The organism is Burkholderia sp. Bp9143, assembly GCF_003853645.1.
Classification (GTDB): domain Bacteria; phylum Pseudomonadota; class Gammaproteobacteria; order Burkholderiales; family Burkholderiaceae; genus Burkholderia.
Window position 1 is genome coordinate 64,592 of the sequence record NZ_QTPO01000005.1, and the last position, 13,756, is coordinate 78,347.

Sequence of the window (13,756 nt, forward strand, 5' to 3'; positions counted from 1 at the left end):
CGCGAAATCATCGCTCCGCTTGCGCCGGCAGCCGAAGCGCGACCATGAAGCCGCGCGCCGTATTGCGCATCAGGATCTGGCCGCGATGCCGCGCGGCTGTCGCGCGGACGAACGCAAGCCCGAGGCCGAAGCCGCCGCGCGCCGCGCCATGCGCGGATTCGAGTCGCACGAACGACTCGGTCGCGGCCGCGCGCTGCTCGGACGCGATGCCGGCGCCGGCGTCCTCGACGCCGATCAGCCAGGCACCGTCGTCGTCGCTCAGCGTGCAATGCACGTCCGTGCCGGCCGGGCCGTACTTCAGCGCGTTGTCGATCAGGTTCGCGACCGCGCGCGTGAGCATCATGCGGTCGCCCATCGTCACGCACTCGGTGTCGGGCACGTGGGCGACGACCCGGCTGCCGAATCCGGCCGCCTTCTCCCACAGCTGGTCGACGGCGTCGAGCACGATCTCGTTGAGACTCAGGACCTCGTGCGCGCGGCGTTCCGACTGCGCGCGCGTCAGGTGGATGAAGCCGTCCGCGAGCGCGAGCGCGCGCCGGGCGTGGCCGGAAATGCGCTCCATGATCGCCGGCATGTCGCCGTGCTCGGTCCGGTAGACCTCGAGCAACGCGAGGATCGACGTCTGCGGCGAGCGCATGTCGTGCGACAGGAAATCCAGCGCTTCGTCGCGCTGCCGCGACATCAGGTACGAATTCGAGTGATAGCGGATGCGCGCGGTCAGTTCCATCGCGTCCGGGAGCTTCACGAGATAGTCGTTCGCGCCGGCGATGAACGCCTCGCGCTTGACGATCGGCTCCTCCTTCGCCGACAGCACGATGATCGGCACGCGTGCGGTGCCGGCGTCCGCGCGCCACGCGCGAACGAGGTCGAGGCCGTCGATTTCCGGCATCACGAGATCCTGCAGGATGACCGTCGGCTTCACGTCGCGCGCGACCGCCATCGCCCGGTGCGCGTCGGTGCACACATGCAGGTCGATGTCGTGCTCGCCCCGCAGCGCGCGACGGATCACCTCACCGACGAACGGCTGATCGTCGACGAGCAGAACCGATAGCCCCGACTCGAGACAATCAGGCGCATTTTCACCGCTCGATTCTTTCATAAATACCGCTTCAAACGCCAAATCTCCAATTGATTCTTTCACAGGAGTTGTTTATCCGACTTGGACGCAATCTCAATTTAGTGGCTGAGTAATCCGCTTGTTATTGCCGATCTGGCCTGTCGGCATTGCCTCACGGGGCTCCGAACGCCGATTTTCCCCCGACGACGGTCGCATTACCTCCGCTTTCTTTCTCTCAATAAAGATAACCGGCTGATTCTAAATGAAATTAGAACACAGCATCTATCTCCTTCCGGTTTAGTTTTGCCAAATATGGTGAAAGAGAGGGATTCAGATAAATCAGATCATTTCCGGACGCGAAAGACGACAACGTTTGCGAAGCCGGCGCCACGAGGTTTGCATGCGCTGCAAGGCCCTCGCGTCGAACGTATCGGGGCCGGATTCCGATGCGACGGAATCGGAGAGCGGGAGGGGGAAAGTCGCGCGCCGCGACCGGATCGGCCGCGACGCGAAGGCATGGGGCGCCGCCGGCCGAACCCGGTTGGCGCGGCAAGGCGGCCGTGCGTTCACGGCCCGCCCGCGTGGCCGGTTACCCGCGCGCGTGCTGCGCGGACACTTCCTGCAGATCGAGATCGCGCTCGACCATGTGCAGCATCTCGTCGTGAATGCGGCCCGATCGGTGCAGGCTCAGCAGTTCGGCCCGCCCGGCCTTGATCCCGGCAAGGACGACGTCGTAGTGCGCGATGCGGACCTCCGCCGGATATTCAGGCTCGTCCTTCGCCCGCTCGGTCAGTTCCGCACGATACGTGTATTGCTCCAGCAGGCGCGGGTGAATCACCTTGCCGCTGTCGTCGCGCACCAGCGGCTGGATCGCCGCGAGCTGTGCTGCCTCGATATGCGCCCACGTCTGCGGCTCGGTCAGATGATGCGTGGCGCGCTCTTCGCGTTGCGGCAGGCGCAGCAGCCGGATCAGCGGCCCGATGGTCGTGCCCTGCAGCAGCACGGTGACGAGGATCACCGCGAACGACGCGACCAGGATCACGTCGCGGCCCGGCATCGCCTCCGGCAGCGACAGCGCGATCGCCAGCGTCACGACCCCGCGCATGCCGGCCCAGCTCATGACCGTCGCGGCCTTCCAGTCGGGCGCGCCGCCACGCCGCACGATCCCGCGTACCGGCCACTTCAGCACTTCTACGGCATAGACCCACACGAAGCGCGACACGATCACGGCCGCCAGCACCGCGAGCACGGCCGGCATCATCGTGCCGAGCACCTGCTCGAAACCGCCGAGCCGGTGGATCGCGCCGCGCAGCGACAGCCCGATCAGCACGAACACCAGCGCCTCGAGCAGGAACACGATGACCCGCCAGAACGCGGTGCCGCGCGTGCGCACGGCCGCCGAAAACACTTCGTGCTGGTGCCAGCCGATGATCATGCCGGCCGTGACCGTCGCGATCACACCCGACACCTCGACCATTTCGCCGGCGATGTACGCGATCCAGCCGGCGATCACCGCCACGGTGATCACCAGATAGTCGTCGTCGAGCAGCTTCAGGAACCACACGACGAGCTTGCCGACCAGGAAGCCGACCACGACGCCGCCGAGCCCGAGTTCCGCGAAGCGCACGACCGCGTGCTCGAAGCTGAACGCGCCCGTCAGCGCGGCGGCGACCGCGAAGCGGAACAGCACCAGGCCCGCCGCGTCGTTCAGCAGGCTCTCCCCTTCGAGCAGCACCATCAGGCGGCGCGGCAGCGCGACGCGTTCGAGCACCGCCTTCGCGGCCACCGCATCGGGCGGCGACACGATCGCGCCGAGCGCGAAGCACGCGGCCCACGGCAGCGACGGCACGACCCAGTGCACGGCGAAGCCGACCGCGAATGTCGTGAACACCACGGCGCCGATCGCGAGCAGCAGGATGCCGCCCACGTTGTGCTTGAACTCCTCCCACACCGTGAAATACGCGCCGTCCATCAGCAGCGGCGGCAGGAACACGAGCAGCACGAGTTCCGGATCGAGGTTGATCGGCGGCAGGCCGGGAATGAACGCGATGCCGATGCCGCCGATCAGCAGCGCGGCCGCAGGCGGCAACCGCAGCCGCTTGGCGATGCATTCGAGCGCGACGATCGCGAGGAATGACAACAGAATCAGCTTGAATGCCGAGACGGGGGACATGAATCGACCTCGTGAGGAATGAATGCGCATGCCAGCCGGTGTCGTACCCTGGTTGGCTATTTCGCGCGATTACATCACGATGCGACGCGTGCAGTCGAGCGTGTTCGGCCGGCGCGACACGCGGTGCCGCCACGATGGCGCACGGCGCGAGTCGCCGCACCCGTCGGTGTGCGCCGAAACGAAAACGGCACGCGGGCCGGCGCGATCGCCCGCCCGCGTGCCGTCATGCCGCCTCCCCTCGCGCTAGCGGCGCCGCACGACCATCAGCCGCGGCTCGGTCATGTCCTCGATCGCGTAGCGGATCCCTTCGCGGCCGAGCCCCGAATCCTTCACGCCGCCATACGGCATGTTGTCGACGCGGAACGACGGCACATCGTTGATCACGACGCCGCCCACCTCCAGTTCGTCCCATGCGCGCTGCGCATGCGCGAGCGAATCGGTGAACACGCCGGCCTGCAGCCCGAAGTCGCTGTCGTTGACGCGCGTGAGCGCATCGTCGAAGCGCTCGAACTTCTCGAGGATCGCGACCGGACCGAATGCCTCCTTGCGGTAGAGATCCTGTTCGCGGCCCACGTTTTCCAGCAGCGTCGCCTCGAACATCGCGCCGTCGACCTTGCCGCCCGCGACGATCTTCGCGCCCGCCGCAACGGCTGCGTCCATCCAGCCCGACAGCCGGCGCGATTCGGATTCGGAGATCATCGGGCCGACGAACGTTGACGGATCCTTCGGATCGCCCATCTTCAGCGAACGTGTCTTCGCGACCAGCTTGTCGCGCAGTGCGTCGTACAGGTCCGCATGCACGAGGATCCGCTGCACGCCGATGCAGCTCTGGCCCGACTGGTAATACGCACCGAACGCGAGGCGATCGACCACGTAGTCGAGCTGATCACGCTGATCCGCGTCGACGATCGCCGCCGCGTTGCCGCCGAGTTCGAGCACGACTTTCTTCTTGCCGGCCTTCTCTTTCAGCGCCCAGCCCACGGCCGGCGAGCCCGTGAACGACAGCAGCTTGAAGCGCTCGTCGGTCGTGAACAGGTCGGCGCCGTCGCGATGCGCGGGCAGCACCGAAAACGCGCCCTTCGGCAGGTCGGTTTCCGCGAGCACCTCGCCGATGATCAGCGCGCCGATCGGCGTGCGGCTCGCGGGCTTCAGCACGAATGGACAGCCCGCGGCCAGCGCGGGTGCGACCTTGTGCGCGGCGAGGTTCAGCGGGAAGTTGAACGGCGAGATGAACGAGCACGGGCCGATCGGCACGCGCCGCGTATAGCCGGTATAGCCTTGCGCGCGCGCCGAGATCTCGAGGTTGATCACTTCGCCGTCGATGCGCACCGACTCCTCGGACGCGACGCGGAATGTATCGATCAGCCGCGTCACCTCGCCCTTCGAATCGTTGATCGGCTTGCCGGCCTCGATGCACAGCGCCTCGGCCAGCTCGTCGAAGCGCTCGCGAAAGCGCGCGACGCAGTGGTCGAGCACCGCCTGCCGCTTGTAGGCCGGCAACTCGCGCATCGGCTTCGCGGCGTCGACCGCCGCGCCGATGGCCGCATCGATCGCCTTCGCGTCGGCCAGCGCGACACGCGTCGCGACCTTGCCGCTGAACTTGTCGGTCACTTCCAGATCGGTGTTCGCGTAGACGGCCTCGTTGGCCAGATAGTACGGATAGGTATCCTTCAGCATGGAATGCTCCTTCCGGTGAACTGCGGATTCAGAGTTGCGCCGACAGGCGCTTGATTTCGCGGTTGAGCACGCGCTCGTTGTCCGAATAGTCGATCGGCACATCGATCACGTGCACGCCCGGCGTCGCGAAGCAATCGCGCAGCAACGGTTCGAGATCGTCGGCCGCCTCGACGCGATGCCCGTGCGCGCCGTAGCTTTGCGCATACGACACGAAATCGGGATTCTTCAGCGTCATCGCGAAATCGGGGAAGTTCATGTTTTCCTGCTTCCAGCGGATCATCCCGAACGCATCGTCGCGCAGGATCATCACGACGATGTCGAGCTTCAGCCGCACGGCCGTTTCAAGTTCCTGCGAATTCATCATGAAGCCGCCGTCGCCGCATACGGCGATCACCTTGCGCTGCGGATGCACGATCTTCGTCGCGATCGCCGACGGCAGGCCCGCGCCCATCGACGCGAGCGCGTTGTCGAGCAGCAGCGAGTTCGGTTCGTGGGCACGCCAGTAGCGCGCGAACCAGATCTTGTACATCCCGTTGTCGAGACAGACGATCCCGTCGACCGGCAGCGCGTTGTACAGGTCGTTGACGATCCGCACCGGATACATCGGGAAGCGCGGGTCGTGCTGGCCCTTCTCCAGGTGCGCGTCGAAATGCGCCTTGATCATCGCGAAGCGCTCGAAATCCCAGTGCGGCTGCGGCGTCACCGCTTCCTTCATCTGCCATACCGCGTTCGCGATGTCGCCGACCACCTCGATCTGCGGGAAGTAGACGGGATCGACCTGCGCGCCGAGGAAGTTCACGTGGATCACGATCTTGTCGTCCGTGCGCATGAAGAACGGCGGCTTCTCGATCACGTCGTGGCCGACGTTGATGATGCAGTCCGCATGCTCGATCGCGCGGTGCACGAAGTCGCCGTCGGACAGCGTCGCGTTGCCGAGCCACAGTGGATGCGTTTCGTCGATCACACCCTTGCCCATCTGCGTCGTGAAGAACGGGATGCCCGTCTTGTCGACGAATTCGAGCAGCATCTTGCAGGTCGTCTTGCGGTTGCCGCCCGCACCGATCATCAACAGCGGATGACGCGCGGCCTGGATCGCGTCGATCGCGTGCGCGACCGCCTTCTCCTCGGCCACCGGCCGCCGGCTGTAGCTGCGCGGAATCGGCTTGCCGTCGCCCTCCTCGTGCGCGATGTCCTCCGGGAGTTCGAGGTGCGCGGCGCCCGGGCGCTCCTCCTCCGCGCGGCGGAATGCCTCGCGCACCGCCGACGGAATGTTGCCGATCGACACGATCTGCCGCGTGAACTTCGTGAGCGGCTGCATCATGTCGACGACGTCGACGATCTGGAAGTGGCCCTGCTTGCTGGACTTGATCGGCTTCTGCCCTGTGATCATCAGCATCGGCATGCCGCCGAGCTGCGCATACGCGGCGGCCGTCACGAAGTTGGTCGCGCCTGGCCCGAGCGTCGCGAGGCACACGCCGGTGCGGCCGGTCAGGCGGCCGTAGGTGGCGGCCATGAACCCGGCCGCCTGCTCGTGCCGGGTCAGCACGAGCTTGATCTTCGATCGCCGCAGCGATTCGAGCAGATCGAGGTTTTCCTCGCCGGGAATGCCGAACACGTACTCGACGCCTTCGGCTTCCAGCGCCTTCACGAACAGATCCGATGCTTTCATGGGGGACTCTCGGTTGATGCCGCCTGCCCGGCTTACAGGCGCGCGGCGTTCAGAACCCGCGCCGGCCTACGGCACGCGGACGCTTACCTACTGGACACTGACCACGGTGTTGCCCGCCGTGCGAAGCAACGTGTGCAACGCGCGGCGGCGCCTCCGTATGCAGGAGGACAAACGGATCCGCCCGCGCGCGGCAAGCACGTGCGGGCGGCAAGGACGTTTTTGATTGTAGACGGATTCGCGGAATTCCGACTTCGACCGAATGGCCGGGTCCGGCCTCGCGACAGGGTCGGCCTGACGGCCAATTCGGCGTCAAACGGCGCGCGTGGCCCTACTGTAGGAGCAATCGAATTCCATTCATCGAACCTGTGAACCATGGTTGACATACTGCTATCCATGCCCTACAGTGCGCCTACATTCAGCATCCGGACCACCGACGTCTTCGACACGTGGTTTGCCGGCCTGCAGGATCGCGTCGCCCGGCGACGCATCCAGGCGCGCATCGACCGCCTGTCGATGGGCAATCCGGGCGACTGGAAATCCGCCGGCTCCCCCGTCGTCGAAATGCGTATCGACCACGGCCCCGGCTATCGCGTCTATTACGTCAGGCGCGGAACGATATGGGTGATCCTGCTCTGCGGCGGCGACAAGTCGACGCAACGGGCGGACATCCGCGCCGCGCACGCGATGCTCGAGCGGCTCGACCTGGAGTGACCGATGGACAAGATCAAGACCCGGCCGTGGGATTCGGCCGAACACCTGAAAACCGACGACGACATGGCCGACTACTTCGAGGCCTGCCTGCAGGAAGCCGGCGACGACCCGGCCTTCATCGCGCATGCGCTCGGCGTGATCGCCCGCGCGCGCGGCATGTCGCAGGTCGCGCGCGACGCGGGCCTGTCCCGCGAAGGGCTGTACAAGGCACTGTCGCACGACGGGAACCCGAGCTTCGGCACGATCCTGAAGGTGATCAAGGCGCTCGGCCTGCAACTGCACGGCGCGAAGGCGCACGCGTGATTCAACGGCGCGCGGCGGCGCGCCATCATGTGTACGATGGCCGCGGCCGCGTCAATGCAGCCATGCGCCCGCCCAGCGCGGCACCAGCGATACCAGATACAGCCCGAGCCCGATCAGCCCGCCGACCAGCGTGCCGTTGATGCGGATGTACTGCAGGTCCTTGCCGATGTTCAGCTCGATCTGCCGCGACATCTCGCGCGCATCCCAGTTGCGCACCGTATCGCGGATGTGGCGCATCAGGAAATCCGCGAAATCCGGCGCCATCTCGTGCACGGCCTTCTCGATGTGCTCGTTCAGCGACGCACGCAGCGCCGGGCTCTCGGCGAGCCGCGCGCCGAGCCAGCCGCCGAGCGTCGCGGCCTGCCGGTGCAGCGCCGAATCCGGTTGCGCGAGATCGGCCTTCAGCCAGGCGCGCAACTGGTCCCACAGATCACGCACATAGTCGTTGAACGCGTCGCCGTCGCGGATGTAGCGCTTGATCTCGTCGCCTTTCGCGATGAACGCGGGATCGTACTTCAGCCGCTCGGTCAGCCGGACGACCGTGCGGTCGAAGCGCTGCCGCAGCTCGTGTTCGGGATCGGCCGCCACGCTCTCGAGCACGCGGCTCACCGCGCTGGCCAGCATGCGCGCGCCGTTCTCGCCGAACCACTGCGTCGGCATGATCTTCTCGACCTTCGGGTATTGCGTCTTCAGCCACTCGACGATGAAGCCCGCGATCACCTCACGGTTCTCTTCCTTGTCGAGCACGTCGACCACCTGTTCGATCGCGTCGTCGAGCAGCGCCTGGTGGCGGCCGTCCTTCGTCAGCGTATCGAGGATCGCGCCGGCCGATTGCGACAGGTCGATCCGGTCGATCACCGCGCGGAACGCGTCGTGGACGAACGACTGGATCCGCGCGTCGTCGGTCATGTCGAGCGCGAAGCTCATCAGCTTCGTCACGTAACCGCCGAGCGCGTCGGTGTTCGCGGGCTCGCCGAGCCATGCACCGAGTTTCCGCGCGGGATCGTGCTGGCGGATCTGCGCGGCGAGCGCGTCGGGGCCGAGGAATTTCTCGCGCACGAACACCGCGAGGTTGTCGGCGATCTTGTCCTTGTTCTTCGGGATGATCTCGGTGTGGCGCGACACGAACGGAATCGGCACGCGGCGGAACAGCGCGACGACCGCGAACCAGTCGGCGAGCGCGCCGACCATCGCGGCCTCGGCCACCGCCTTGAAGCCATCGACCCACGGGCCGCGCGGCAACAGGATCGTCGTGACGAACACCGCGACGGCGGCCAGCAGCAGCCACAGCGCGCGGCGCTTGCTGCGTTTCAGTTCGAGGGCTTTGTCTGGCGTCATGGGCGACCGGTGAAACGGCAATGCCGCTAATATGCACCGATCGCCGGCCCGCGACAAACCTGTGTGCATTGCACGCGCCGGAAAGGTTGTCCGGAACAGGACTCTTTCCACGTTCCAGCTACCCGGCGCGAACACGGCCTGGTGGGCCGCGTTCGCGCGTTGCCTCAGAGAAACGTTTTCAGGTTCACCGCCGGATCGGCGAGCTTCGCCGGATCGGGCACGGCGCCTGCCGCGATCAACCGCCGCGATGCACCGATGTCACGCCCCAGGTTCGCCGCGGCCACCGCTGCAATCTTCCCGTCGTCGCCCAGCCCGAACACCGTGAACGGCCCGCCCGCGGGATCGCCGCGCACGACGGTCATCCGCTCGCTGCCGAACAGCCCGAGCATCTGCAGGTTGCAGTCGTACTGATCGGACCACAGCCACGGCAGTTCGGCATAGGTTTCGTCCGCACCGAGCAGGTTCGCGGCCGCGACGGCCGGCTGGTTTTCCGCGACCTGCCACGACTCGATCCGCACGTGGCGCCCGAGCAGCGGATTGAAGTGCATCGTGACCTCGCCCGCCGCGAAGATCGCGCGATCGGTCGTGCGGCAGCCCGCATCGACACGGATCCCGTTGTCGACCTCGAGGCCGGCCGCCTGTGCGAGCTCGACGTTGGGCACGACGCCGATCCCGACCACGACGATATCGGCCTGCACGTCGCCGCGATCGGTCTCGACGATCGCGCCGCCGCCCGGTGCGCGGCGAATCGCGCGCGGCAGCGTCGCCATCTGGAAGATCACGCCGCGTGCGTCATGCAGTTGCCGCGCATACGCGCCGACGACTTCCGGCAACGCACGCTGCAGCAAGCGCGGAGCCGGGTCGATCACCGTCACGTCGCACCCGAGCTGGCGTGCCGCGGCCGCCACTTCGAGGCCGATGAAGCCGCCGCCGAGCACCGCCACGCGGCGCCCCGGCGCGAGCCGCGCGCGCAACGCACGCGCGTCGGCCACGGTGCGCACGTAATGCGGAACCACGCCTTCGTCGACCGGGCCGCCGAACGCGCGCACCCGCGAACCCGTCGCGAGCACGAGCCGTGCGTACGGCAACGTCGCGCCGTCGTCGAGCCGCACACGCTGCGCGTCGCGCTCGATCGCATCGACGCGCGTGCCGAGCCGCAACTCGATGCGCTGCGCGTCGTACCACGCGGCATCGCGGATGAACGCGCGCTGCTCGCCGCCGTCGCTCAGCAGCGCGTCCTTCGACAGCGCGGGCCGGTCGTACGGCAGCTCGCGCTCCGCGCCGATCATCACGATGCGTGCATCGGCGTCGCGCGCACGCAGCGCCTCGGCCGTGCGCCGCGCCGCGTGGCCGGCGCCGACGATCACGAACGGGTCAGCCGACATTGACTTCCACCTGCCCGTCGACGATCCGGATCGGATAGGTCCGCACCGGCTCGGTGATCGGCGCGCATTTCGGCGCACCCGTGCGAATGTCGATCAGCCCCTGGTGCAGCGGGCACTCGACGCAGCCGTCCTCCACATAGCCTTCGGACAAGCGCGCGTGACCATGCGAACAGAGGTCGTGCATCGCGAACAGTTCGTCGCCGATCCGGAACACCGCGATCGGCTTCTGGCCGGCGACGCGCGCCGCCGGTTCGTCTTCGGAGAATTCGTCGAATGCGCCCAGCAGATGCCATTCGGCGAGCGTTGCTTCAGTCATGTCGATTCCTTGCTTCGTCAGATCGGGGTCGCGAGCAGCGTCTGCACGCGCGACGTGTCGTAGATCACGCGCTTGGTCTTGTAGCGCAGCCCGTCGGGCGTGCGCACGACCGTGTCGTAGTACTTGCCGGCCTGGTACACGTTCGATTCGCCGTTGCTGCGCGTCTGCACGACCACGTAGTTGCTCTCGGTATCGATCTCGCCGTCGCGCTCCGCGACGATCGTGAGACCCGACGTCATGTGCCGGTACGTATGCTCTTCAAAGATGTTCGCGTGCCGCAGCGACACCACGCGGTCGCGCAGCATCCGCTGGTTCGTGCAGTGGACGATCCCGACCGGCAGCCCGAGATCCGCGTTCTCCTTCGGCACGATCTCGTACGTGCAGTCCTCGGTGAACATTTCCGGCCAGTGTTCGAGCCGGTCGTTGTCGAGGTGGCCGATGTAGCGGTTCTGCAGCATGTAAATCTCGAACCACGTCTTCATGTCTTCAGTCAGGTTTTCCATCATTCCGTGCTCCCGCTTCAATAGCCCATCAGCTTCTGGTAGCCGACCCAGAACTTGCGGATCAGGCTTTCGGTGATCACCGTGTCCTGCTGGTCCGGATTGCCGCGCGACATCTCGATCACCGACGTCGCGTCGGCGTCGCGCACCGTGCCGCGCTGCACCAGTTCGGTCGCCTCCGTGTCCTCCATCGAGATATAGCCGGCCGGCCCGACGAGGTTCGCCTGCTTGATGCGCAGCGCGCGCAGCTCGGGCGTGTCGTCCGCATAGCCGAAGAAGTGGAAGATCAGCTCGAAGTTGTCCGGCCCCTTCGGCAGGATCTGGCGCGCGACCAGCGTGTTGTGGATCTGCTGGATCACGAGCTGCGGGAAGATCGGCTGGATATGGTTCGTGCAGTCCTCGTCGTATTCCGACACGAGATCGAGGATCGACTCGTCTTCCAGATGGAAGCCTTCGTCGAACGAACGGATGTTCTGCTGCTTGTACGCGGCCGACGTATCGTCGCCCGTCTTCGTCACCGTGATGATGCTGTGCAGCCCGTGGTTCGCATCCGGAATCGAGCGCGCCTTCATCCCGACGCGGAAGATGTTGAAGGTCGTATGGAACAGGTGCAGCATGCTCGCGTGATACGGGTCCTTCACGTTCTCCATGTACAGCTTCCAGTTCGACTTCGAATACTGGCGCGTGCAGCCGAGATACTCGATCGGCTTGTGGAAGATCCGGTCGATCCACGGACGCATCTGCTCGCCGAGATAGTCGGGCAGCGGCCCCACTTCATCGCTGAAGGTCGCGAACACGAGCCCGCGATAGCTGTCGACGCGCAGCTTGCGCAGCCCGTGCTGCTTCGGGTCGAAGTCGGCCGGCATCCCGGTCATCCCCTTCTGGCCGCGCCGGAACGGCACGCCGAGCAGGTTGCCCTGGTTGTCGAAGCTCCATTGGTGGTAGACGCACGTGTGCGAGCTCGCGTTGCCGCGCGACTTGCGGCAGACCTGCGCGCCGCGGTGCGCGCAGCGGTTCACCCACGCGGACAGCGTGCCGTCCTCGGTGCGCGTGACGACGACCGGCGTATCGCCGACGAACGTGCTCTTGAAGTCGCCGGCGTTCGGGATTTCCGCTTCCAGCGCGACGAAGTTCCACGTCGGCCCGCGGAAGATGCGTTCCTGCTCGCGATCGTAGACCGCGCGCGAGCTGAATACTTTGTACGGCACGCGCGAGCCGTCGTCGTGCGGAAAGTGCACATCGGACGCGTCGTCGCGCGCGGCGAATACGACGGGCGATTCAGTCTGCTCCATGTCGGACTCCTTGTGGTTCCGTTTCGTTGATTGCATGGAGCCCATTTTTGAAAAGCTAATATTCGGCGTCTATCCGGAAAGTGCGATTGCGGCGGCGCAATATCCACTTTCGGCGGATTTCTGCGCTAGCATGGCGACACACGCGACCGTGCGCACGATCGAGACCCATTCGTCGGATCGAAGCGCGCGTCCACACCAAGGCCGATGCCCATGTCCCCAACGTCGTTCGAGCCGCTTGCGCTGCGCGCGCACCGGCTGTTCGAATCCTGCGATCTCGACGAGACGCGCGAGCGGATCTCGCGCGTGATGCAGCCGCACGCACTGCTGCCGAGCGGCCGCGTGCAAGGCGCATCGCATATGGATTTCGTCCGGCTCGGCGGCCTCGGAATCGGCACCATCGCGTTCGGCGACGCGATGCGCGTGCAGGTCGACGCCGTCGACGGCTATTACCTGCTGATGTTCTGCCTGTCCGGGCAGGCGGAAGTCCATGCGATGGGGCGTCGCCTCGGCGTCGACGGGCAGACGGGCGTGCTGTGCGCACCCGGCGAGCGCTTCGACGCGGTGCTGTCCGCCGACTGCGAGCAGTTCGTGCTGCGCATCGACGCGGCGACCGTCGGTTCGCTGACCGGCGACCCGCGCGCGACGCTCGACCCCGTGCTGCATATCAGCGATGCCGCGCTTGCCGCGTGGCGCCAGCAGTTGATGCTCGTCGCCCGCTCGCCGGAGCTGCTGGAACGCGCCAATGCCAATCCGCGCGTCGCGTCGCAACTCGAGCACCTGCTGATCGATTTGCTGATCGAGGGCCACCCGCCGTCGGTACCGAGCGCACGCAACGATCCGGCGCCGGGCTTCGTGCGGCGCGCGCAGGAGTTCGTGAACGCGCATTACGCGCAGCCGCTGCAGCTCGCCGATATCGTCCAGGCCGCCAACGTGCCGGAACGGACGCTGCGCGACGCGTTCCTGCAGTTCCGCGGGATGAGCCCGATGCAATACCTGCGCGCGACGCGGCTCGTGCATGCGCGGGAGTTGCTGCGCGGGTCGGCGTCCGAACGACGGATCGCCGATATCGCGCTCGATTGCGGGTTCACGCACCTCGGGCGGTTCGCGATCGCGTATCGGGAGAAGTTCGGCGAATCGCCTTCGGAGACGCTCGACGCCAAGCGGTAGGCGGGCGCCGCCTTCGCCTTGCCGCCTTGCCGCCTTGCCGACCTTGCCGACCTGCCGGCTTGGTCAGCTTGCCGGCTCGCTGTCCGCCTGTGCCAACGGCAGATACCATCGCATCGCATCGCGACGCCCTCTCCGCATTCGGCCAAGCGCGTCGAAATTGACCGTTAG

The 13,756-nt window shown here is 66.4% G+C and carries 12 protein-coding genes; 3 read left to right on the forward strand and 9 right to left on the reverse strand.

Going from position 1 to position 13,756, the window contains the following annotated elements; genetic code table 11:
- Positions 1-7 precede the first annotated feature (7 nt).
- The 4 genes from DIE23_RS05035 to DIE23_RS05050 form a co-directional block, all read right to left on the reverse strand.
- Positions 8-1,141 carry a hybrid sensor histidine kinase/response regulator gene (locus DIE23_RS05035; RefSeq protein WP_124611098.1) on the reverse strand — a complete coding sequence of 378 codons (1,134 nt, stop codon included), beginning with the start codon at positions 1,139-1,141 and terminating at the stop codon, positions 8-10.
- Positions 1,142-1,646: 505 nt separating this feature from the next.
- Positions 1,647-3,230 carry a Na+/H+ antiporter gene (locus DIE23_RS05040; RefSeq protein ID WP_124611099.1) on the reverse strand — a complete coding sequence of 528 codons (1,584 nt, stop codon included), beginning with the start codon at positions 3,228-3,230 and terminating at the stop codon, positions 1,647-1,649.
- 243 nt (positions 3,231-3,473) lie between these two features.
- Positions 3,474-4,907 carry an aldehyde dehydrogenase family protein gene (locus DIE23_RS05045; RefSeq protein ID WP_124611100.1) on the reverse strand — a complete coding sequence of 478 codons (1,434 nt, stop codon included), beginning with the start codon at positions 4,905-4,907 and terminating at the stop codon, positions 3,474-3,476.
- Between the two features lie 28 nt (positions 4,908-4,935).
- Entirely contained in the window at positions 4,936-6,576 is a 1,641-nt protein-coding gene (locus DIE23_RS05050) for an acetolactate synthase large subunit (protein WP_124611101.1), read from the reverse strand.
- A 393-nt stretch (positions 6,577-6,969) separates the two neighbouring features.
- Between DIE23_RS05050 and DIE23_RS05055 the strand changes: the two genes are divergently transcribed.
- Both DIE23_RS05055 and DIE23_RS05060 read left to right on the forward strand, forming a co-directional pair.
- Positions 6,970-7,287: a type II toxin-antitoxin system RelE/ParE family toxin gene (locus tag DIE23_RS05055; RefSeq protein WP_124611220.1), complete on the forward strand. Its 318-nt coding sequence runs from the start codon at positions 6,970-6,972 to the stop codon at positions 7,285-7,287.
- A gap of 3 nt (positions 7,288-7,290) precedes the next feature.
- A complete protein-coding gene (locus DIE23_RS05060) occupies positions 7,291-7,590 on the forward strand; it encodes an addiction module antidote protein (protein WP_006750245.1) in 300 nt (99 codons plus the stop codon).
- Positions 7,591-7,641: 51 nt separating this feature from the next.
- Here DIE23_RS05060 and DIE23_RS05065 read toward each other — a convergent pair whose 3' ends face one another.
- The 5 genes from DIE23_RS05065 to andAc form a co-directional block, all read right to left on the reverse strand.
- Positions 7,642-8,928, reverse strand: a complete 1,287-nt coding sequence (locus DIE23_RS05065) for a DUF445 domain-containing protein (protein ID WP_124611102.1) — start codon at positions 8,926-8,928, stop codon at positions 7,642-7,644.
- 164 nt (positions 8,929-9,092) lie between these two features.
- Entirely contained in the window at positions 9,093-10,313 is a 1,221-nt protein-coding gene (gene andAa, locus DIE23_RS05070) for an anthranilate 1,2-dioxygenase system ferredoxin--NAD(+) reductase (protein WP_124611103.1), read from the reverse strand.
- A complete protein-coding gene (gene andAb, locus DIE23_RS05075; protein WP_124611104.1) occupies positions 10,303-10,629 on the reverse strand; it encodes an anthranilate 1,2-dioxygenase ferredoxin subunit AndAb in 327 nt (108 codons plus the stop codon). The genes andAa and andAb overlap by 11 nt, the downstream gene beginning before the upstream one ends.
- Before the next feature lie 17 nt (positions 10,630-10,646).
- Positions 10,647-11,135, reverse strand: a complete 489-nt coding sequence (gene andAd, locus DIE23_RS05080; RefSeq protein WP_059601577.1) for an anthranilate 1,2-dioxygenase small subunit AndAd — start codon at positions 11,133-11,135, stop codon at positions 10,647-10,649.
- A gap of 14 nt (positions 11,136-11,149) precedes the next feature.
- Positions 11,150-12,421, reverse strand: a complete 1,272-nt coding sequence (gene andAc, locus DIE23_RS05085) for an anthranilate 1,2-dioxygenase large subunit AndAc (protein ID WP_124611105.1) — start codon at positions 12,419-12,421, stop codon at positions 11,150-11,152.
- Between the two features lie 210 nt (positions 12,422-12,631).
- Between andAc and andR the strand changes: the two genes are divergently transcribed.
- The gene (gene andR, locus DIE23_RS05090) at positions 12,632-13,588 is read left to right on the forward strand and encodes an anthranilate 1,2-dioxygenase regulatory protein AndR (RefSeq protein WP_124611106.1); all 957 of its coding nucleotides are present in this window, start codon (positions 12,632-12,634) and stop codon (positions 13,586-13,588) included.
- Positions 13,589-13,756: the final 168 nt, after the last annotated feature.

Excerpts from the sequence above, each read along its gene's own strand:
- andAa (WP_124611103.1), bottom strand. The coding sequence starts at position 10,313 with ATGTCGGCTGACCCGTTCGTGATCGTCGGCGCCGGCCACGCGGCGCGG.
- DIE23_RS05060 (WP_006750245.1), top strand. The coding sequence starts at position 7,291 with ATGGACAAGATCAAGACCCGGCCGTGGGATTCGGCCGAACACCTGAAA.
- DIE23_RS05045 (WP_124611100.1), bottom strand. The coding sequence starts at position 4,907 with ATGCTGAAGGATACCTATCCGTACTATCTGGCCAACGAGGCCGTCTAC.
- DIE23_RS05040 (WP_124611099.1), bottom strand. The coding sequence starts at position 3,230 with ATGTCCCCCGTCTCGGCATTCAAGCTGATTCTGTTGTCATTCCTCGCG.
- andAb (WP_124611104.1), bottom strand. The coding sequence starts at position 10,629 with ATGACTGAAGCAACGCTCGCCGAATGGCATCTGCTGGGCGCATTCGAC.
- andAc (WP_124611105.1), bottom strand. The coding sequence starts at position 12,421 with ATGGAGCAGACTGAATCGCCCGTCGTATTCGCCGCGCGCGACGACGCG.
- DIE23_RS05065 (WP_124611102.1), bottom strand. The coding sequence starts at position 8,928 with ATGACGCCAGACAAAGCCCTCGAACTGAAACGCAGCAAGCGCCGCGCG.
- andAd (WP_059601577.1), bottom strand. The coding sequence starts at position 11,135 with ATGATGGAAAACCTGACTGAAGACATGAAGACGTGGTTCGAGATTTAC.
- andR (WP_124611106.1), top strand. The coding sequence starts at position 12,632 with ATGTCCCCAACGTCGTTCGAGCCGCTTGCGCTGCGCGCGCACCGGCTG.
- DIE23_RS05055 (WP_124611220.1), top strand. The coding sequence starts at position 6,970 with ATGCCCTACAGTGCGCCTACATTCAGCATCCGGACCACCGACGTCTTC.
- DIE23_RS05050 (WP_124611101.1), bottom strand. The coding sequence starts at position 6,576 with ATGAAAGCATCGGATCTGTTCGTGAAGGCGCTGGAAGCCGAAGGCGTC.